Source organism: Lysinibacillus sp. FSL K6-0102 (assembly GCF_038003545.1).
In the GTDB taxonomy this organism is placed as follows: domain Bacteria; phylum Bacillota; class Bacilli; order Bacillales_A; family Planococcaceae; genus Lysinibacillus; species Lysinibacillus capsici.
Map to the genome: position 1 here is coordinate 365,759 of NZ_JBBOPH010000001.1, position 21,183 is coordinate 386,941.

At 35.0% G+C, this 21,183-nt stretch carries 20 protein-coding genes and 1 other RNA gene; 10 read left to right on the top strand and 11 right to left on the bottom strand.

Annotation, left to right across the window (positions count from 1 at the left end):
- Positions 1-44: 44 nt before the first annotated feature.
- Complete coding sequence (locus tag NYE73_RS01775) at positions 45-650, bottom strand: stalk domain-containing protein (RefSeq protein WP_115673884.1); 606 nt, start codon at positions 648-650, stop codon at positions 45-47.
- Positions 651-932: 282 nt separating this feature from the next.
- Between NYE73_RS01775 and NYE73_RS01780 the strand changes: the two genes are divergently transcribed.
- Together NYE73_RS01780 and NYE73_RS01785 are read left to right on the top strand one after the other, a co-directional pair.
- Positions 933-1,232, top strand: a complete 300-nt coding sequence (locus NYE73_RS01780) for a helix-turn-helix domain-containing protein (protein WP_082148150.1) — start codon at positions 933-935, stop codon at positions 1,230-1,232.
- Between the two features lie 23 nt (positions 1,233-1,255).
- Complete coding sequence (locus NYE73_RS01785) at positions 1,256-1,573, top strand: hypothetical protein (RefSeq protein WP_259949230.1); 318 nt, start codon at positions 1,256-1,258, stop codon at positions 1,571-1,573.
- A gap of 431 nt (positions 1,574-2,004) precedes the next feature.
- Here the strand turns inward: NYE73_RS01785 and ssrS are convergent.
- A non-coding RNA gene (gene ssrS / locus NYE73_RS01790) (6S RNA) lies at positions 2,005-2,197 on the bottom strand.
- A gap of 247 nt (positions 2,198-2,444) precedes the next feature.
- On the opposite strand from ssrS, the gene NYE73_RS01795 reads away from it, so the two are divergent.
- Positions 2,445-2,783 carry a zinc ribbon domain-containing protein YjdM gene (locus tag NYE73_RS01795; RefSeq protein ID WP_048393229.1) on the top strand — a complete coding sequence of 113 codons (339 nt, stop codon included), beginning with the start codon at positions 2,445-2,447 and terminating at the stop codon, positions 2,781-2,783.
- A 52-nt stretch (positions 2,784-2,835) separates the two neighbouring features.
- Here the strand turns inward: NYE73_RS01795 and NYE73_RS01800 are convergent, their stop codons facing one another.
- Together NYE73_RS01800 and NYE73_RS01805 are read right to left on the bottom strand one after the other, a co-directional pair.
- On the bottom strand, positions 2,836-3,348 hold the full coding sequence (locus tag NYE73_RS01800) for a zf-HC2 domain-containing protein (RefSeq protein ID WP_259949233.1): 513 nt from the start codon (positions 3,346-3,348) through the stop codon (positions 2,836-2,838).
- Positions 3,349-3,451: 103 nt separating this feature from the next.
- Positions 3,452-4,090, bottom strand: a complete 639-nt coding sequence (locus NYE73_RS01805; protein ID WP_081010946.1) for a YfbR-like 5'-deoxynucleotidase — start codon at positions 4,088-4,090, stop codon at positions 3,452-3,454.
- 172 nt (positions 4,091-4,262) lie between these two features.
- On the opposite strand from NYE73_RS01805, the gene NYE73_RS01810 reads away from it, so the two are divergent.
- Positions 4,263-4,703 carry a hypothetical protein gene (locus tag NYE73_RS01810; protein WP_112117181.1) on the top strand — a complete coding sequence of 147 codons (441 nt, stop codon included), beginning with the start codon at positions 4,263-4,265 and terminating at the stop codon, positions 4,701-4,703.
- A 417-nt stretch (positions 4,704-5,120) separates the two neighbouring features.
- Here the strand turns inward: NYE73_RS01810 and NYE73_RS01815 are convergent, their stop codons facing one another.
- From NYE73_RS01815 to NYE73_RS01835, 5 genes are all read right to left on the bottom strand, one after another.
- Positions 5,121-6,962, bottom strand: coding sequence for an FtsX-like permease family protein (locus NYE73_RS01815; protein ID WP_259949238.1), 1,842 nt, complete (start codon positions 6,960-6,962; stop codon positions 5,121-5,123).
- Positions 6,952-7,713, bottom strand: coding sequence for an ABC transporter ATP-binding protein (locus NYE73_RS01820; protein WP_054549053.1), 762 nt, complete (start codon positions 7,711-7,713; stop codon positions 6,952-6,954). Before NYE73_RS01820 ends, NYE73_RS01815 begins: the two co-directional genes overlap by 11 nt.
- Positions 7,714-7,816: 103 nt before the next feature.
- On the bottom strand, positions 7,817-8,803 hold the full coding sequence (locus NYE73_RS01825; protein ID WP_054549054.1) for a sensor histidine kinase: 987 nt from the start codon (positions 8,801-8,803) through the stop codon (positions 7,817-7,819).
- A complete protein-coding gene (locus NYE73_RS01830; protein ID WP_259949243.1) occupies positions 8,800-9,489 on the bottom strand; it encodes a response regulator transcription factor in 690 nt (229 codons plus the stop codon). Before NYE73_RS01830 ends, NYE73_RS01825 begins: the two co-directional genes overlap by 4 nt.
- A 120-nt stretch (positions 9,490-9,609) precedes the next feature.
- Positions 9,610-12,435, bottom strand: coding sequence for a hybrid sensor histidine kinase/response regulator (locus tag NYE73_RS01835; RefSeq protein WP_340815020.1), 2,826 nt, complete (start codon positions 12,433-12,435; stop codon positions 9,610-9,612).
- Between the two features lie 492 nt (positions 12,436-12,927).
- Here NYE73_RS01835 and NYE73_RS01840 point away from each other — a divergent pair, with 492 nt between their 5' ends.
- Entirely contained in the window at positions 12,928-13,944 is a 1,017-nt protein-coding gene (locus tag NYE73_RS01840) for a GGDEF domain-containing protein (RefSeq protein WP_048393244.1), read from the top strand.
- Between the two features lie 44 nt (positions 13,945-13,988).
- On the opposite strand, the gene NYE73_RS01845 is transcribed toward NYE73_RS01840, so the two are convergent.
- Complete coding sequence (locus NYE73_RS01845; RefSeq protein WP_048393245.1) at positions 13,989-15,158, bottom strand: response regulator; 1,170 nt, start codon at positions 15,156-15,158, stop codon at positions 13,989-13,991.
- Positions 15,159-15,194: 36 nt separating this feature from the next.
- On the bottom strand, positions 15,195-15,380 hold the full coding sequence (locus tag NYE73_RS01850; RefSeq protein ID WP_259949250.1) for a putative motility protein: 186 nt from the start codon (positions 15,378-15,380) through the stop codon (positions 15,195-15,197).
- Between the two features lie 298 nt (positions 15,381-15,678).
- Here NYE73_RS01850 and NYE73_RS01855 point away from each other — a divergent pair, with 298 nt between their 5' ends.
- The 5 genes from NYE73_RS01855 to NYE73_RS01875 all read left to right on the top strand — a co-directional run bounded on the left by NYE73_RS01855 (position 15,679) and on the right by NYE73_RS01875 (position 21,115).
- Positions 15,679-16,443, top strand: coding sequence for a 3D domain-containing protein (locus NYE73_RS01855; protein WP_103117358.1), 765 nt, complete (start codon positions 15,679-15,681; stop codon positions 16,441-16,443).
- Between the two features lie 161 nt (positions 16,444-16,604).
- Entirely contained in the window at positions 16,605-17,156 is a 552-nt protein-coding gene (locus tag NYE73_RS01860) for a superoxide dismutase family protein (RefSeq protein WP_054549059.1), read from the top strand.
- A gap of 290 nt (positions 17,157-17,446) precedes the next feature.
- On the top strand, positions 17,447-18,436 hold the full coding sequence (locus NYE73_RS01865) for a TAXI family TRAP transporter solute-binding subunit (protein WP_048393251.1): 990 nt from the start codon (positions 17,447-17,449) through the stop codon (positions 18,434-18,436).
- A 124-nt stretch (positions 18,437-18,560) separates the two neighbouring features.
- Positions 18,561-19,076, top strand: a complete 516-nt coding sequence (locus NYE73_RS01870; RefSeq protein WP_054549060.1) for a DUF1850 domain-containing protein — start codon at positions 18,561-18,563, stop codon at positions 19,074-19,076.
- Complete coding sequence (locus tag NYE73_RS01875) at positions 19,073-21,115, top strand: TRAP transporter permease (RefSeq protein ID WP_259949255.1); 2,043 nt, start codon at positions 19,073-19,075, stop codon at positions 21,113-21,115. Before NYE73_RS01870 ends, NYE73_RS01875 begins: the two co-directional genes overlap by 4 nt.
- The last annotated feature ends 68 nt before the right edge of the window (positions 21,116-21,183 follow it).

Sequence of the window (21,183 nt, forward strand, 5' to 3'; positions counted from 1 at the left end):
CCCAGGTACTCAATTAAGTTTGAGCCTGGGCTTTTTTGCGTTTATTATTTTTGAATCTTTACATCATTAAAACGATAGGATTCCCAACCTGCATTTAATACAACGTTAATTTTATCTGTAGATACTGGTTTGAAAAATATCACTGAACTCTCTGTTACTCCAGGTTCAATGTAACTCGCTGCTTTTGCTACGTCCTTATCATAGTATCTGGCAAAGTTAAAATCAAAGTCATATTCATATTGTTTTCCGTTAGCGATAATCTTAGAGAGACTATCCCCAGTCATAGCTTCTTTTTTTGAGTTATTTATATATGTTACAAAAACTTTAAGTGAATCTGAATCTTGGGTAATTTTATCAACTTTAACTGTAATATTACCAATTGTTTGTGTTAATCCATTCTGAGTGTTAGTTGTTCCAGTGGCATTAGATGTAACAGCATACGTTTTAGTTTTGTTATCGTAAGTCACTTTTCCCCCAAAAAGGTCTGTAACAGCATTTAAAGGTACATATGCTTGATTATTAATTACCTGCACATCGATAGATTGTTTTTTGCCATCAAAAGTAAAATTGTATTTAGTTGCAGCGTAAGCACCCATACTAAAAGTTAAAAGTAAAATTAATACACTAAATAATACAGTTGTTTTTTTCAAATTAAATTCCCCCTTTTTTAACTATAATAGGAAATTTAATGAGATTTGTACATAATAAAAAACAGACAACCAATATTAGTTATCTGTAACTTAAAACTTGCGTCCATCCTCTAAAACGAAATGAGCCTCATATTTTGCATCTAAAGCGTTTGCAATCTCCTCTAATTCATTTTCACTAAAATTAGCAACTTATAAAACATTTGAATCAGTAGCAGACATGGACACAGCAGTTGAGGAACACATTGCGGCTCATTATTATGATTTAACAAATCAGAACGTGCCATCGTTTTCAAACTTGCTTCTCATAGCTTTGAACATCCAGGGGCTTGTCATTTGAAAGCTGCCACAATTGCAGCAGCATTGGAGATCAGCACAAAGACAGTTTATCGGGCTATTTCAAAACTGGAATCGTTAGGGATCGTTAAGAAAGAAACCACTGTAAAAAGCAAAGGTGGACAAGGAGCAAGCATCTACATTATTTGCCTTACAATGTCCCAGCGTGCAAATGCTGAAAAGCCTTGTGAGAGTAAGGTTGAAGCGCAACAATCTAAAAACCAATCATCTAAATCTTTTAAGTTCTAAACAAGCAAATAATATTATGAGTCTTGGCAAATGAATTAGCTTTGCAAGCTGAAAAGAAAAAGGCATACATGAACGAGTACCAAGTAATGCTACACGATTTCATGCACTCGATGCCTATACAAGATGAATTAAAAAATCAACTTCACAAATGTATCTTGGCTACAAAAATGAACGATATACGTGATTTTGGGAACGTTAAGGACGTTTTAGCTAACATTATCAGCGATATTGTGAACGGTACATTAACTATCACTAGTACATTAAGAGCTGTATTTGTAGGGGCGTTTAACAAGGCTGTAGAACGTTCTAGTATGAAGGTGACTTATTCATCATCTATTTAAGAAACAGCAGATAGAGAGCGTCCAGTACTTTTTATAATTGGCTGAATGAGCGTGATAGTCGAACAGAAATATGTAGTAGACCAAACTTAGAAAACTGGCTGGAATGGTGAAAGGGGAAATAGAATATGACTCATTTTGAATATATGGAACTGCAGGGGCAATTAACAATTTTTGATTTGGAAGATCAATATGAGGAAATGAAATTTAAGAAGGAATCCAAAATGTTAATAAGCCTGTTGATAAAAAAATGTATATTGAACCTCGCATGAGAGTGTATATTGTGCGGAGATAAACAAGCGTTTAATTTTAATTACCAATAATTATAATGAGGTTTAACACCAATTTAACCCCATTGGCTATTTTGGGATGAAAAAAGCACCTTAACCAATTTGGCTAAGATGCTGTAGAAACCTTGATATAACACTATTTAAGTAAAAGCCGCGTATGCCGTAGTTATTATAGAAAGTTTTAAACCACCACTCCTCAAAGTGGGTGTTCGCAGAAGTTTTCCTGCTTATCCTCATGCACCGTAGTGTGAGGCCCGTCATTCCAACTCCAATAATAAAACTCCCTTTTACAGCTTAAAGGTTAAAACTTAATATTATACGAACAATGCAGCCTTTATGGATATAATAAAGCATGATTGATAAACATGCAAGTAAGATGATAATGGCAAATTAGTCAATGGGCAAGTGTTCCAAATAGCGTTATAAACATCTTGTACTACCTTCAAAAAGGTGCTGATGTTTCATATTTTTTTCACAAATGCGAACGGAAAATACGAACAACCTTTGCTAAATAAGGTCGACTATGTAAAGATAGGAGCATAAAGAGGATTTTCCTAGTAAAAATATAAAAGGAGGAAGCAAAAATGGCAGCTTATCCAAATTGTCCAAAATGTCATTCAGAATATACATATGAGGATGGAGCAAATTATGTATGTCCAGAATGTGCGCATGAATGGAGTATGGACGCAACTGAACAGGAATCAGATGCACTTATTGTAAAAGATGCAAATGGTAATCTGTTAGCTGACGGCGATTCAGTTACTGTTATTAAGGATTTAAAGGTGAAGGGCAGTTCTTCCACTTTAAAAATTGGGACAAAGGTAAAAAGTATTCGTCTAGTGGAAGGCGATCATAATATCGACTGTAAAATTGATGGCTTTGGTGCCATGAAATTAAAATCAGAATTTGTGAAAAAGGCCTAACAAACAAAATGCACCTCAACTTTGGTAAAAAAGTTCAAAGGTGCTTTTTTGTTTATTGAAAAACCCTACGTAATAGAATGGCAAAAGCTGCGCCAATTAAAGCGAAAATGGTATGTAAAAGTGCGATGTAGCCAGCTCCAATCACAAGCGCCCCTATTTCAGTTAAAGAAAAGATTGTAATATAGAGCTCATTATTAAGATTATTAATGATAGCCCAAACGAATACAGGCAAAGAGCTTATGATAAAAACAATCCAGATGTTTTTATAGAAAAGGTAAGAAAGACAGCCGAAAAGAGCATATGAGATGACAAAGCCCTTTTGATTGCCAAGTAAGGACGAGTTAATGGCAAACATAAAGGATAATACAATAAATATGATATGAAAAAAGGATACTGTTCTTTTCATGGGTAAGTATGCGTTCTGAGTTGATGAATTGGCTACAAACTGCTGACATTGCTGACAAGTTGTTAGATGCTTTTCGACAAATTCTATTGTTGATGCTTGAAGCAGTTGTTTTTTATAAAGAGGTATTAAATCCTCTATAATTGAGCATTCCTGTGACAATACTTTCCCTCCATTCAATCTCTCCTCATTATACGACTTTTTGCGGAAAATAAAAAAAGCCTTCCGTGAATTTTTCAATCGGAAAACTTGTACATGCACCCTATTAGTTTGATGTTAATACTTCATTTGTTAATGCTTGAATATCGATATGTGTTTTTTCCTTTACTGCATCCTTTAAAATTTCTGTGCGGAAATAGTGGACGGTCGCTTCAAGTGGAATTGCCAACAGTTTTGAAAGGGCTGATTGATACATATAGACAAATTCTTTGTCAGTATTACCACGCTTTAATTCTGCGAAAGCCTCATAAAACTGGTCGAGTTTATCCGCAAATTCAAGTAGCCGACCCTCTAAAGTCTGATCCTTTCCTTCTTTCATCCGTTCAAAGAAAATAGCCTGAAATTCTTGAGGGATTTCATTGATAATGAATTTTTCCATCATCTTTTCTTCCACATGTGCGAGCATTTGCTTTAACTCTGGGCTAGCATGTTTTACTGGTGTCTTAATGTCACCAATAAACACTTCCGCAAAGTCATGATTGATTGTCTTTTCATATAAAGATTTCCAATCAACTGTTGCACCGTGCATTTCTTCTAACGTTGCGAAAAACATCGCATATTGTGACACTTTCCAAGAATGGGCTGCCACGTTGTGCTCTTCAAATTTGAAGCGACCTGGGCAACGAATAATACGCTCTAAATCATTAAGGCTTGTAAAAAATTGGTGAATACCTATAAAAATCACTCCTTTTTGTTCTATAAGTGCATGTTACTATAAACAATACCCTCTTTATACGTTTTTCAAACAATTTAACAATGATTCAGGCTGTGTTTACAAAGGATTCACAATTGCTGATAAAGTAAATTCAGCTTGAATGCTATAATGAAGGGGACTGATGAAAAGGGGAGTACACAGTATGTTTTCCATTTATACACTTCTTCTTTATATACATATTTTAAGTGCTATTCTTTCGATTGGGCCTTTGTTCGTTGTGCTAACCATTGTAAAAAAAATGCGCATAGCTTCCATGGATGACATGCCACCATATATAGAAGCCTTTAAGGGGTCCATTACGCTGGTCAAACATTCAGGGCATGTACTAGTAGCCTCTGGTATTTTGTTAATGTGGCATGCGGGCTATCATTGGAATACCTCGTGGATTGTATTAACCTTCCTCGTGATGTTTGCATCGATCGTATTTCTAGCAAGGGCGTTTAAACCGACGTTGCGTACTTTTAACACACCAGCATTTAATCATCTACAATTTGTTTCACTGTTGCATCGTAAAACCTGGATGTATATAGTATTATTGCTTATTATGCTATGGCTGATGGTAGCAAAGCCCGTTCTTTGGTAAAAAAGATAATGTCATCTGCAGAAACAGACCTTTTCACAAGGCTGAGGTTGATTTGCGTTCCGCCAGTGTCCTTTCCAGGGGGCGTCCGATGAGCCGCTTCACTCACTTACGTTCGCTCCAAGGTCTCATCTGCGACGCTAAATCCCCTAGGAGTGACGCTGGCTTCTATCCAATCAACCATTCTACAGAAGTGTTTTTCCCTTAGCAGCAGTAGCGATCAAATAGCCCATTATTTGAATTAGGGCTTTTATTTTCAATGGGGAGAAGTGATGAGTGACGACACTCCACACTAAAATGAGTAGTTAACACCTTCACTTTATTTGAAAAACTTTGTTAAAAGCCTTTCATAAAGATTCTATTAATTGGTTTGTTTTTCAACACTATGAAAAAATCGCCCCCCTTAAGGAGTGCGATTTTTTAGCTTACTAAGCGTTTAAAATAACTTTTTCGAATTAATACATAGCTAATGAGGAAAAGCACAAAGAAACAACAAGAGCTAGCTATGGAAACTTGTAAAAATGCTGTAGAAACCATTGTTTGTATAGCCAAAAGTGTAATTAGCAAGAGTGTAATAGCTATGGTGAATGGTACAAAAATAAGAATCGCCAATTCTTTAGTGATAATGGTAGCTAATTCATTTCTAGAAAGTCCTAACTTACGTATACCAATATACTTTTCCTTCTCTTGTTGTAATGTTGTTTGTAAATAGAAGTACAATATACTCATGGCTGCACTTAAGAAAATTAGACTTAACATGGAGCCGATAAAGAACATGACACTTTTAACAAACATCTCTGTGTTATATAAATCAATTTTGGATGTTACATAACGTTCTCCAGGTAAAGAGGGTAAGTCACTGGTAATAATTTTTGCCAAATCTGTGTGGGCTGTCCAATCTTCCAGTTCATAGATATACGTTTTATAAACAGGGTAGTCAATGGTTTTGTAAATGTCATCAGGTACAATGAAATAACTTTGTTGGAAGCCAGTAGATAGCAGATTTTGCTCATGGGTGCTGGCTAGTTTTAAAGATTTTATATACAGATCGCTGGCATTGTTTGTTGTAGGCGCTACATCTCGACTGCCAGCGACGGCAATAAATTCATCTTTACTTAGTTTGTTGTCCTGATGCTGGATCAGGTTATAATCCGATAACGCCATATAGCCAATGCGTTGATCTTCCTTTGATTTAAATTCAATAAAATACTTGTGGGCTTGAACCGTTGATAAAGTATCTTCAAGATAATCAAGATCAGCCTTTACCATGTTGTCATCAGCTTTTGGATCAGCAATATATTGAAAGCTATATGGATAATTTTCTTCACTAGTCTTTTTTACATTGTAATAAGAGCTAAATAAAATACTTGTACATAGAAAGACACCGCTTAATAGGATAGTAATTAGAAACAGCATATTTGCATGTGATTTCATTTTTGCATTTAAATTGGACGCCAAAAGCATATTTGTTTTTTGAAGATAGGCAGGAGACTTTTCATATATTTTTAAAAACAAACGAAATCCTTGTGTAATAACTAAATAAATCGTACTAAGAATGCTAATAAAAAATAACAGATAATAAAGGACACTTAAAGTGTCTACAATGGAATGCTCGATTTTTAGCAAGTAAGCTAAAGTGGCAGACATCAAAATACTTAGTATTAATAACACATAATGAGGCTTAATAGATTTCTCGATAACTGTATCGCTTTTTAAAAGTTGGATAGACGCTTCTTTATTAATGAACCTCGTAACAACTGTCGATATTACAACAAATAAAATCAGAAATAATCCTATGGTTATGCTGATTGCTTGAAGAGGGATGTACATACCAAATGTTTCTGCCTTTAAAATGACTTTTGCACCCATTAAGAAAAGAGGTGTAATAACAAGGCCGAGAACGATAGCCGCCAGAATAGCTAAAATGCCAATCAACAGATTTTCACGGAAGACCAGCTTACGAATCTGCTTCATGGAAGCCCCAGTAATCATAAATATTCCTAAGGTCTTGGTCTTCTTACGTAAAAATGCTGTGATTGAATAGGTAATGTAAATAAAAGAGAATAAATAAACGAGCATACTAGCTAGCATTAAAGAAATTCCAAGTGTAGAGTTTGGATCTAGGCTTTTCAGATTTGGATGAAAGACGATAACAGAAAATAGAAAGAAAATAATAATAGAAAACATACTACTCAAGAAGTAAGAAACATACGTCCATTTGTCACGTAAAATATTTTGAATCACAATATGATTAAAGCTCATGCTGTCCACCACCTAGAAAAGCAAGCGTGTCCATAATTTCCTGATAAAAATGCTTACGGTTGTTGCCTCGATGTATTTCGTTATATAATTTCCCATCTTTAATAAAAATAATGCGATTGGCAAAGCTTGCTACATAAGGATCATGTGTCACCATGAGAATAGCCGTATCAAGCTCTTGATTAATTGAGGAAAATAAGTTCATGACATCATTGACAGCCTTTGAATCCAAGTTTCCAGTAGGCTCGTCTGCTAACAATAAACTTGGCCCATGTATAACGGCACGAGCGATAGCTACTCGTTGTTTTTGTCCACCTGAAATTTCATAAATACGTTTCGACAATAGTTCCTCGATACCAAGAAATTGAGCGACATCCTTTAAACGTTGAAGCATTTTTGAAGCAGGTATGCTATCTAATGTTAATGGCAATAAAATATTTTCTTTCACTGTTAATGTATGCACAAGATTAAAATCCTGAAATACAAAACCTAGTTCAGAGCGTCTAAATTTGGCGAGCTCCTCATCATTTAATGCGTAAGGATTATGATTGTTTATGAAGATATCGCCAGCGGTAGGACGATCAATAGTGGATACACTATTTAAAAATGTTGTTTTCCCACTACCTGAAGGTCCCATGACAGCTACAAATTCCTGTTGCTGTAGCTGAAAATCGATACCGTTTAACGCTTTATAGGTGATCTCACCGATGTATTCCTTGTGCAAATTGGTTACTTGTAGTATTGTGTTACCCAAATTAAAACAACTCCTTTATGCTCATTAGATAACTTTAGTATAGAAAAGGAGCGGCACATAACCTATTTCTCTTGATGACGTGAAGATGACAACTTTGTCATCTTCATTTTTTAAGACTATTTGAAAAATTAATGGAAAAAGTAGTGACATGCTCAGAAGATTGTAAAGTGAAGGGGTGCTCTAGTGTAGTTAAAATCTTTTTCACTAAATATAAGCCTATACCTGTTGCTTCACCACTCGTTCGCCCCTTCATACCTGTATAAAATAAATCAAAGACTCGTGCTATTTCACTAGTAGGGATCGTCTCACCAAGATTTTTTATGTGCAAAGCCGTGTTGTCATAATGGATATGAATGGTGCTTGCCATTTCACTATATTTAATGGCGTTATTTAATACTTGATAAAGTACAATTTTTAACCACTTTCGATCTGAATAAATGATTTGGTCTTCAGCGAACGTCAGCTTTGGAAAAACTTCTCTTATGATAAAGAAATCCTTCAAATCATTGATGACTTCTTGCACGAGTCCTTTTAAAATAATAGGTTCAATTTTTAAATCAGCTACTAAATGAGATGTGCGCTCATACGTTAATAACTGATTGAGGGTAAATGTCAATTTATTGCACTCTTTATTGATGGTATACCATTGCTGCAATTCATCAGTGGTCTTGTTGGGTGTAGCTTGAACGATTAATTGAATAACAGATAAAGGTGTCTTCATTTGATGTGCAAAATGTGATAGAACTAGTTGCTTCTCATGTGCTTGTTCTTCCAATCTTTGCTGTTGGGTTAAAAATAAATACTGTATTTGCCTTAGTTTTTCACTATAGTATTGCTCAATAGCTGCACGTGGTTCAAATAAATGAAGATCATCCTGTGTGTTGATATTTTTTTGTAAATGATGATAAAACTTTCTTCTTCGATAATAACGACCAAGCAGCCACAGAATAAATAGAAAGCTGACAAGAAAAATAAAGTAGGCATAGTGTGAGGATAGGTCATCTAATACATGAATTATCCAAGGTAATAGGAGGAAGCTTATGCTATAGAGAATAATGATACTAAGATGATCTCGAAAGAATAGCTTCATTCACTTTCCTCCACTAATTGATATCCAAGACCACGGATCGTTTTAATCTCAAGTTTAGAGTGTACGGCTTCCAATTTTCTACGTAATCGACCAATATTCACAGACAAAGTATTTTCCTCAACAAAGGTTTCATCATCCCAAATAGCACTTAAAAGCTTTTGACGCGGCACTACATTAGGGTAAGCTTCGAATAATAACTTACTAAGCTGCATTTCTTTTAGCGTTAACAGGCTCTCTTTGGCTTTTGTTTGAAGACGAACTGTATCTGGATTTAATGTAGTATTGGCTATAGTTATGGTTGTTGTCTCGGTAAAAGCATATTCACCATAGGTACGCCGAAGTAGTCCATTTACTTTTGCCATGAGGACATCCAATGAAAAGGGCTTTGTGATAAAATCATCGGCACCATTTTCAATTCCATATACTTGATCAATATCATTTACTCTGGCAGAGACAATGATGATGGGACATGTTGAGAGTTGACGGATTTTCCGTGACCAAAAATAGCCATCGTAAGTCGGGAGATTGATATCCATAATGACCAGGTGTGGTTGTATAGTATTAAATTCTTCAATAATGTGTGGAAATTGTTGTACAGTAAAACATTCAAACTGATACTTAGCTAAGTGCTCGACAATCAGTGAAGCTATATTTGCATCGTCTTCTATTATGTATATTTTGTACATACCTATCGATCCTTCCTTTATTCTATATGTATACTGTACCCTCATTTCGAAAAATCTATATGTAATTGGAAACTTGAGAAAAGAGTCACTACAAAAATGGCGTTGTAATGACTCCGATTTTTAATCTTTAGGTATATGGAAAGTAACATTTGTACCTTGGTTTATAGTACTTTGAATTTGTAATTGTTGGCCATAAATTCTTTTAAGTCGTAGATTTGTATTTCTTATTCCTATACCAGAGCTTGTCCCTTTGTAATCTTCTTGCAATTCCTCTAATAGAGTGGGGCTAATTCCCACACCATCATCTATTACGCTAATGGATACATAAGTTGTGAAATCTTTAATACGAATATAAACAGTACCGCCTTCTTCTTTCTTTAATATACCGTGTCGAATGGCATTTTCAACTAACGTTTGTAAAGAAATTGGAGGAATTTCAATTTGTATCGTTTCATCAATATCCCATTCAATCTGAATTAATTCACCAAATCGCTGCTGTTTAATGTAAAGATACGAACGAACTAAATCGAGCTCATGCTGTAGTGGTACTACTCTTTGAAGATTTCTGACATCGAAGCTGGCATGTAAATATTCACCAAAGTGATGCATTAAATCGATCATTCTATCTGTATCAATAGTACTAAGTGAGGCAATGGTATTAAGTGTATTAAATAAGAAGTGTGGTTGGATTTGAGATTGCAGCCAAGCACTTTCTAAATGTAGACGTTGTTGAATACTATATTTTAAATCAATTAAAGCTCGACTTCTTACTTTTAGCTCTAATGCATTAATAGGTTTTGTTACATAATCATTAGCACCATAGGCAAAGCCTGTATAAACATCTTCAGGGTGCTTTCTTATCGTCAATAATAAGATAGGTAATTCCAGCAATGAGTATTGTTTTCGTATTTTTTGAATTACAGCATAGCCTGAAATATACGGAAGCATTGCATCAACAATTACTAAATCCCATGATTCTTGCTGAATCAGAGCTAGAGCTTTCTCACTGGTTGTAACAGTAGTAATTTCGTATTCAGAGATCGAAAATATACTTTTCATCGTTGCTAAATTCATAGGGTCATCATCAATCATTAAGATCCTGAAATGCTTATCTGACACCATGGATAACTCTTGTTCATTTGTGGATAGCTGAGTTTTAGCTTGTGCATTAAAGGTTGCGTATTCCTTATTTTGTCTACTTTCATCTGCAAGAGGTAATGTAAAATAAACATTCGATCCTTTGTTAGGAATAGATTGTATATTTAACGTACCTCCATGTAATTCAATCAGTTTTTTTGAAATAAGTAGGCCAATACCAATGCCTTCATCATATTCTTGGCCCTGTTCATAGGGCGAATACAAAAGACTTTGTACAAAATTGTCCATGCCTTGTCCAGTATCACGAATGTGGATAATAGCCATATGCTGTTCTTCACGAGCAATAATTTCTATAGAGCCTTCACCTGTATACTTTAGGGCATTATGCAAAATGTTAAATAGGATTTGAATAAGGCGATTTTCGTCGGCTAATACATTTGGGAAACTTGGAGGTACTAAAGATACCATATGTATTTGTTTACCATTTGCAATAAAGCGGAGGATATCGAAAACTCCATAAACAGCACCTTGAAGATTTACACTTTGTGTATGGAGATGTAAATCTCCTTCTTTTAAACGAGTAAAATCCAGTATGTTGTTTAACGTAAAGGACATACTTCTACCTATATCGATAAGGTGTTTAAGATTTTTTTCATCTTCAGTAACAAGTTTGTTCTGTGGGTTGTCATAAATGGATTGACCTAGGGTAATCATCCTATTCATTGGACTCCAAAGTTTTTCTGCATTACTTGTAAGGAATTCATCTTTTAAAGCATCCTCGTGTTGTAGTTTAGTCACTAAGTTTTGAATTTGCTGAGAGTTCTCATGAAAACGTTTGAACCAATAGCTAGAAAAACCAAGCATGATAAATAAATAATCGAATGGATAAACGGGAATATCGAATACGTAAACAGATTTAATGAAACCCCATATAATACCATTTGTGGTGCCGATAGCTGTTAGTGCAATAAAAGCAGAGCTCCTTTTTTGGTTTTCTAAATACTCTCTAAGAGCCAGTACCACTACGTAAAGAAAGGATACTAGATAAAGTACGAAGAAAATATTCTTCGTAGGTATCAGCCATGTCATTGGTAAAACAATCGTGAGTATTGCACTTAAAACATAACAAGCAAAAATCCATTGAAATGTTTTAGTGTTGTGATATTTGACTAAGAGGACTCTCATAAACTGAACAAAGAAAAAGGAGGCTCCTAGAAAAATAATAGAAGAAAGCTTATAGGACCATACATAATTCAGATGCAACCAATCCAGTAGGGAGCGATCAAACGTAATTAATTCATCTGCTAAAGGCAAAAGAAAACCAAATGTGAAAAGTAAAACGATAGATTTTCGATAGATGAACAAATATACAAGTATGCTAAAAAGAGAGAATATGATTAGCATAACTACAATAGTTGAAAGAGATAGCCCTACAATTAATTGATGATGCGTCATCGCTGACGCAGTGCCAAATAAAATCCTTTTATTAATAATAGGACTTGTAGGTGTATCAAAATTAGATACATGAAGTATGAGATTAATTTCAGATTGTGTATTAGTAAAATAAACAGTATAAGGTGCAGCTTGACCTTCATGGTCTTCTGCATTATCTGCTACTTTGCCTGATTTTCCTACTAGCTTTCCATTTATATATAAGGTTGATGCAGTTGAGATAGCAGGTATACGAATGGCATATCGATCATTATCTAAATTGTTTGGTAGCAGAATTTTTAACTGATAAGTGCCATAGGGTTGAGTCGTTCGCTCATTTTTTAACGCAGGAATATTTTGGGTATTATACGTATTGCTATGACTCTCTTTGTTACCCCCCTTATTTTCAGAATTCACAAATTGTCCAGGATAATAGATCCATCCTCCATCCAAGGAAATAACTTCTTCTTCCGATGTAGTCAAATTGTTTATGTGGACCACACCATCTTTGGCACTAGGTTGATGTGTAGAGGGGAGGAAATAGTTTAACCATAATAACCTTAGAAAAGTAAGGACTATAAAAATGGCAATTATAATAAATAGATGTTGGGTAGAAGCTTTTCTCAACACAGCAATTTTTCCCTCCTAATAATCTCTATCTACCATGCCACGAAATTGGAAAAAAGAAAATATAATGGATAATAAAAGAATGCTTTAAGCCTATATAAATAGAACAATTTGGAGTTAGTAGTACTATTGATTTTTTCCTTTTAAATTGAAGGAGGAAAAAATCATTAGTGTTTAAGTTTTCTTTAAGAGGTTTGACGTATGATGATTGAATAAGTATATCAAAATTTAAACATAGATAAGATTAACGAAAAAACATCTCAATGGGAGAAATGATCTATTGTGGGTAAATTCAAGTTAAAGTTATCGTTTCTTATTATTAGTATGACAACTATTGTTGTCCTCATGACATCTAGTATTAGTATTTGGAGTAGCTATCGTAATTTCAATGAAATTTTGAAGGAACATAAAACAAATATACAAGAAACTTATGTAATGGAAGTCTCGACAATTACGGAAAGCTATTTACAAGATGCTAAGACAGATGACCATTCATTAAAGCTGTATACGCAACAAATGGTTGATACTTTACTTGATGAAAGAATAGTGTCCTTCAATTTGTTTTTTAAAAAAGTCCTAGGCCCAATCATAATAGTTATAGCGACTATAATGGGATTTGCTATTTGGTTTGCTATTAAAATTACACAGCCTCTCAAAGAGCTATCGAAAAGAATTGAAGTAGATGAAGGAGCACAAGGGATTGAGGAAATTGCTGATTGGTATGATGAGGTAAATTTATTGAAAAAGAATATTCAAAATATGATGATCTGTTCGGAAAGTAAAATCAATGACTTAACAGAGCAGTTGAACTTAGATTCATTAACAGGGATTCTTAATCGCAGAAGAATGGATCAAATTTTACACAATTTAATTATTGATAAGGTTCCTCATGCCATTATCTTAATAGATCTAGATGATTTTAAAAGTATAAATGATACATATGGTCATACTGTAGGAGATGAAGTTTTAAAAGCCTTTGCGATTACTATGCAGAGCAGTGTCGGGGAGCAGGGGTTATGCTTTAGATTTGGCGGCGAAGAATTTATGGTCATCTTACCTTCGATGAATATAGAGGATGCAGTCCAATTAGCGGAAAGTCTCCGAATCAAACAAGCTTTACAAGAAACTGTGTGTGGAAGACCTGTGACAATGTCTGCTGGAATTACGGCTTTTACACCAAATGTCCAAAGTCCCAATCAACTGATAGAAATTGCAGATCATGCTTTGTATAAGGCTAAAAAATCTGGAAGAAACTGTTTATGTGTTGTAAGTAATATGAGACAAATGATTGTTAAATAATTAAACTATATAAGCATGCTAGCACTGGACGCTAGCATGTTTTTTCATGTCCTTAGGGGTAAACGCTTGTTTTCATGCTCTTTTTCATGTGCATGTAAGACGTTTTGAAAAAGTTCTGTGGTTTCCTGAGATGGTGACACATTTAATTCTGTTAATAGAAGGCTATTAAAAGAATGGTATATTTTTATAGCTTCTGCGCGATTTCCAATTTCAGTATAATGTTGGATTAATTGTTGCACGATTTTGTCGGAATACGGATTAAACTCTAAAGCAAATAACAATGAACGCTCTCTGTTTTTAAGGTTCTGATTTTTAGAGTAATAAAGTATCAATTCATCAAGTAGTTGACTAAATTGTTTATTCATCAAATTTGCTTTACTAGTAGTCCATGCATAGTCCATTGTTGCCATAAATTCACCATGGTAATTTTGGATGAGTTCCTCAGCTCTTTCAATATTTAATCGTCCTGTTTCAGCTTTGGTATTTAAGATATCCTCCAAATCAAAGGCATCACATTGAAAATCGTTTAGTTTCAAAATATAGCAGCCATTTGCATATTCAATGACATCCGTGTAGCCATAAGATGAAAGTGTTGTACGTAAGTAGGAGACAGTAGTATGCAATTGTACTCTGGCTTTTTTTACATCCGTATCACTCCAAAGTGAATCTAAAATGTTATCACGAGGTACGGGCATATGGAGCTGTAAAAATAGAAAGGCAAACAATTCTTTGCTTTTAATTGTTCTCCAATGAATTACTTTTTCATCAAAAGAAACGACAAACTCTCCAAAGCATCTGATTTGAAGCATAGGCTTTTGATGCGTTCGAGTTTTTTCCGATGATAGATTTTTTTGGAATAGCTTTTGTATTCTGTTAATGGTTATCTCTAAACGAGATTTTGAAACTGGCTTTAATAAATAATCAAGTGATTGTACATCAAATGCCTGAACAGCATAGTCTCGATAGGCAGTTACAAAAATGATACAGATATTTTTATCCCATGTTTTTAACAGTTGTGCTACTTCTAATCCGCTCATACCTGGCATTTCAACGTCTAAAAATGCTACTTGAAAGTCTAAGGTAGGTCCTTCTTTCAATACATCCTTTGCAGTAGTAAAAGTTCGAATGACCTCTATGTTATCAAATTCATTTAAATGTTTTTTCATACTAACCAGAGCTAATGGCTCATCGTCCACGATAATTACCCGAATCACATAAGGAACCTCCTTTCGATAAATATGGCTGTATGATCAGATTGAGATATCTATTATGGATCCTTTATATGGGTGAGTAGGAGCTGTTTGTTGCTGAGGTAGTTCTTTCAGTAATTCAATTGCAGTATTTGTGTTTAAATTAAGAGCATTTTGCATGACACTCATCTGTACTGTTTGTTGGAGTTCCATCAGCTGGGATGACATAAGTGAATTTACTTCCATTTTTAAATTCCCTCCTTTTCTTTTTTTATCGGCTAAATATAGCAAATATCTAATATAAAAAAGACCTAAACAGACCTACTAAATTATAGTTTATACGCAATAAATTGATTAAATTACTAAAAAATTAATTAAAATTGTATATTTTTCCGTTTTTATAGTAATAATTCCTAATATCAGGTAGCTAGTCCTGAGTTATTAATTTGCAAACTTATGGTTGCTTACATAATAGAGCTTTTAACTCTAGTGTGCTAGCAACAGATTTGCAACAAATAATAAAATAATGGAGGTATTACTAAACATGAAGAAAAGAGCATTAGCTTTAGCGGTAGTATTGACATTTGGTGTGAGTCTCTATGCTAGTCCTTCCTTTGCTAAGGACAAATCGCCAGGCAATATACTATGGGCACTCCCGCAAATTTATAATTTAACAGTAGGTGAGTTCCAGCAATTAAATGAAAAGGATTCATTATGGTTTTACCCAGAGCAAGACTTAGTGAAAGACACGTCAAAAGCAGAAGAACCATTGGGGGATGAATATGTCATCAAAGGTGGGGATACTTTATTTTCAATAGCTCGTATTAATAATGTAACTGTAGATGATTTGAAGAAATGGAATCACCTTGCGTCAGATTTGATTTTAGCTGGTGAATCGATAGCTATTAAAGCTTCAGCTGCAAAACCAAAACCAAAAACTTCCGGGGGGATTGCAACAGCTACTAAGCCTGCTGCACCTGCCAAAACAAAACCAGCAAGTGCTCCAGCAACTGTCTCTGGTAAAACATTAACAATGCGTGCGACTGCGTATACAGCCTATTGTGAAGGCTGTTCAGGAATTACAGCAAATGGAACAGATATAAGGTCGAATCCTAATTTAAAGGTAATCGCTGTAGATCCACGGGTTATTCCACTCGGTACGAAGGTTTGGGTGGAAGGTTATGGTGAAGCAATCGCTGCTGATACAGGGGGAGCTATTAAAGGAAATAAAATCGATGTATTTATTCCTACTGAAGGACAAGCACTTCAGTGGGGTGTCAAAACAGTAACGGTAAAAATCTTAAATTAATTATGAAAGGGGTTTCTCGAACTTTGGGAAATCCCTTTTACTTTGTTTGAGTTTCCTATTCAAGCTCAAATGAAATAGGAGCCATTATAGAATCGTAAATGATTAATTTTGCATAAGTACTGAAGAAATTGGAAATCATCAGAAAGAGAGGAGGTATTTTTATGAAAAAAATAAGCTTAATGAGTCTTTCTTTACTAATTTTTGTTGCGGGTTGCAGTTTTTTTGATAAGAAAGAGGAGAAAGTAGCTGTCAATGCATCTACCCCTTTAACAGCTACTGCAAAAGTAATTGGTGCAAATAATGAAAGCTATGGCAATGCATATCTTCAAGAGGAAGATAATGGGGTTATGATGACGCTCGCATTAACAGGCTTACCACCAGGCACACATGGTATCCATATTCATGAAGTAGGAAAGTGTGAACCACCTAAATTTGAATCAGCTGGTGCCCACTTTAATCCAACAAACAAGGAACATGGTAAATTAAATCCTAATGGTTATCATTTAGGGGACTTACCAAATTTGGAAATTGGTGAAGATGGCAATGTGGATCTTAACTTTTTAGCTGAGGGGTTAACTTTACAAAAAGATCAACCAAATTCGCTATTAGATAGTGATGGAAGTGCTATTGTCATTCATGAATCAGCGGATGATTATAAAACAGATCCTGCTGGTAATTCAGGAGCTAGAATAGCCTGTGGAGCCATTCAATAGAATAAAATGCATGACTGTATCTGTTTATTTCAGATGCAGTTTTTTTATATTCTATTCATTATTTATACAGTTAGAATGTTTAGTTTATTTTTTTAGAAAAGTAAATTAGGAGTTTATTTCAAATATAAAAGGGGTAATTAAATAAAGCTATAGTAATGTAAATTAATGGATTTAAAGTGGTTTTGTATAATTATAAAAGTCTGAATTTACTATAAACTAATTGACATTATTATACTAAGTTTGATAATTTTAAATAGATTCTTAAAAATAACCAAAGGGGGAAGGTTACTATGAGGAAGAAACAATTTAATTTATTAATGCTATTAAGTATCCTTGCGCTTATGATTTTAGCTGCATGTGGATCAGATAGTGGAAGTGGTTCGAAGGACACTGGAGATGACTCCGAATCAACTGAAAAACCTAAGTTTTTAAGTTTACTAACAGGTGGCACACAAGGTACTTACTATGCTCTTGGAGGTACATTCGCTGATTTAATAACTACTGATACAGGCATTAAAACAACTGCTGAAGTATCTCAGGCATCTGCTGCCAATATGACTGCTTTACAAGAAGGAAAAGGTGAAATTGCATTTGTTCAAACAGATATTGCTTATTATGCTACTGAAGGTAAGCTGATGTTTGATGGCAATAAAATTGATACAATTTCAGCTTTAGGTGCGCTTTATCCAGAAACAGTTCAACTCGTTACAACTGAAGCTTCGGGTATTAAAACGTATGCAGATTTAAAAGGTAAAAAAGTATCAGTGGGTGCTCCAGGCTCGGGTACTTACGCAAATGCTGAACAATTACTTGAAATCAATGGCTTAACGATGGATGATATCAAGGCACAAAACCTTGATTTTGGTGAATCAACAGATGGTCTTCAATCAGGTCAAATTGATGCAGCATTTATTACAGCAGGTACGCCAACAGGTGCTGTTGAAGCATTAAATGCTACAACGAAAGTGAATATTATCGGTTTAGATGCGGGTAAAGCAGATGAAATAATTGCTAAATACCCTTACTATGCAAAAGACACAGTAAAAGCTGGTACTTATGGTATTGCAAACGATGTGGAGACAGTTTCAGTTCTAGCTATGCTAGCGGTGAAAAAGGATCTTCCGGAAGATGTTGTTTATTCAATGACAAAAGCTATTTATGATAACACGGGTAAAATTTCCCATGCAAAAGGGGAATTCATAAAAGCAGAAACAGGTTTAGATGGTATTAGTATTGACATTCATCCAGGTGCACAAAAATACTTTAATGAAAAGAAATAGTGTGAATAGTGCTTGAAACTTTCTAAAAAATACGAAGGGGCTCGTTGCATAAAGCTTCGAGTCTCTTTCTTACTGTAGGATATAGGTTTAGGCGAATAGCTTTTAAAGTGGGGGAATAGGTCGAATGCAACAGAGAAAATTCATCATAACAGTTCTTTTAAGTATCTGTATATGTATTGTCATATTTCTTCCTCTTCAAAAGGTGTTCACCTTTACAGAGACGCGTATAGCCCATCCTGAAGTGCACTACATACCCATTTCAGTTGAGCAAACCTTTCAAATAAGATACACCCACTCCATACATAAGTCAGATGTATTGGAATCCTATCAATATATAAAAGGTAATCGTATTGAAATGCTTGAAATGGAATATGAAGACTTAGCTATTGGCATGCCAAGCTATGCAGAGGAACATCAAACACTTATTCAACGGAACGGTAAATATGTTCTCCAATTTAACAATAGTGCCATACTTGATAATTTTACGATCTATATAGGTGATTTAGATTTAGATCTGGTATTCAATTATGCAGATGAAGAATATGATTTAAAAAAAGATTTACAGAGGGGTAAATCCTATTTATTTGAAATTAAGCGATTGTCACTTTACGAACAGTGGAAAGGAGTAAGGATGAAATGACAACACAGGAAAAATCAAGGAAAGAAGAAAAAGTAGAAGAATTTGAGCAAATCTCTGCTGAAGAGCAACAAGCCATACTTGAAAAATATGATATAGAATCCAATGTAAGAACAATCTCAGGTGTAATGAAGCATGTTATTTTCTTTGGCCTTTTAGCATTTTCGCTATTCCAACTTTACACAGCTATTTTTGGGCAATTTCCTGCTCAAATTCAACGTACCATCCACTTAGGCTTTGGTTTAACATTAATTTTCTTATTATTCCCAGCAAGAAAAAAAGCACCTAAGCATAAAATAGCCTGGTTTGATTATATTTTAGCATTACTAGCTATTGCAGTAGGTTCATATTGGTCTATGAACTATACAGAACTTGTGAATCGTAATGGCTCCATTACGCAGGTAGACTTTATTGTTGGGCTAATAGCTATTGTACTAGTACTTGAGGCTGCTCGACGTGCTGTAGGGTTGCCTATTACAATTATTGCAATCGCTTTCTTGATTTACGCTTACTATGGCCCGTATTTCCCGGCATTTATGGCACATAGAGGACAGGATTTGGAGAGTATCGTCAACCTCATGTACTTTACAACTGATGGGATATTCGGCACACCAATTAGTGTATCAGCCACATTTATTTTTGTATTTTTACTATTCGGGGCATTTCTTGTTAAAACAGGGGTTGGCCAGTATTTTAACGATCTAGCAGTTGCACTAGCTGGAAAATTAATTGGCGGTCCTGCGAAGGTAGCTGTATTCTCAAGTGCACTTCAAGGTACAATTTCTGGAAGCTCTGTAGCTAACGTAGTAACGTCCGGCTCTTATACAATTCCAATGATGAAAAAACTAGGCTATCGAAAAGAGTTTGCTGGTGCAGTGGAAGCAGCTGCATCGACAGGTGGTCAACTTATGCCACCAATTATGGGTGCTGCTGCCTTCCTAATGGTTGAATTTATTGGTCGAGGGATTACGTATTGGGATATAGCAAAAGCGGCAGCTATTCCTGCTCTTTTATATTTTACAGGTATTTGGATTATGACACATTTCGAAGCAAAAAGAGTTGGTCTAAAAGGTCTGCGAGACGATCAAATGCCAAATCGTCAAGAGGTATTTAAGAAGATTTACCTTCTCTTACCGATTGTGGCGATTATCATATTAATGCTAACGGGTACACCAGTTATGCATGCGGCAATATATGGAATTATTATATCAATTGGTGTGGCTATGTTTAATAAAGAAACGCGTCTTAAACCAAAAGATGTGATTGATGCATTGGTGGAAGGTGCTCGAACTGCATTAGGTGTAGTTGCAGCTACTGCTTGTGCTGGGATTATTGTGGGTGTCGTTGTAAAAACAGGATTAGGTTTAAGTTTAGCAAATAGCTTAGTAGCTTTAGCTGGTGGTAGTATCATTTTGACACTTATTTTTGTTATGATAGCTTCGCTTATTCTTGGGATGGGTGCACCAACAACAGCAAACTATGTGATAACATCGACAATTGCTGCACCAGCAATTGTGGCTTTATTATCTCCAAATACACCACAAGAATTAGTGCCAGTAGTTGTATTACTATCTGCTCATTTCTTTGTGTTCTATTTCGGTATTATTGCTGATATTACACCACCTGTAGCACTGGCGGCGTTTGCGGCATCAGGTATTTCTGGTGGTGACCCTATCAAAACGGGTGTGAATTCAGCGAAACTTGCGATTGCGGCATTTATTATACCGTATATGATTGTTTTCTCTCCAGCATTATTAATGATTGATACAACCATTCCGCAAATTATTTGGGTAGTATTCACTGCTATCACTGGAATGGTGGCAATTGGTGCTGGTGTGATCGGCTACTGGTATCGTAAACTTTTCTGGTATGAAAGAATTATTATGATTGCTGCGGGGCTATTACTTATCTATCCTGAAAAATTCTCGGATTGGACTGGTTTAGGAATATTTATTGTGATGTTTGTGATCCAATTTTTGTCCCATAAAAAAGGAAATCATCACGATAATACGAAGGACAAAATGGGAGCTTCAGTATCTTAAATACTTGACTTGCATATAAATCTGCTCAATTAATAACTGGCTAAATATTAGTACAGATGTTAATGAGC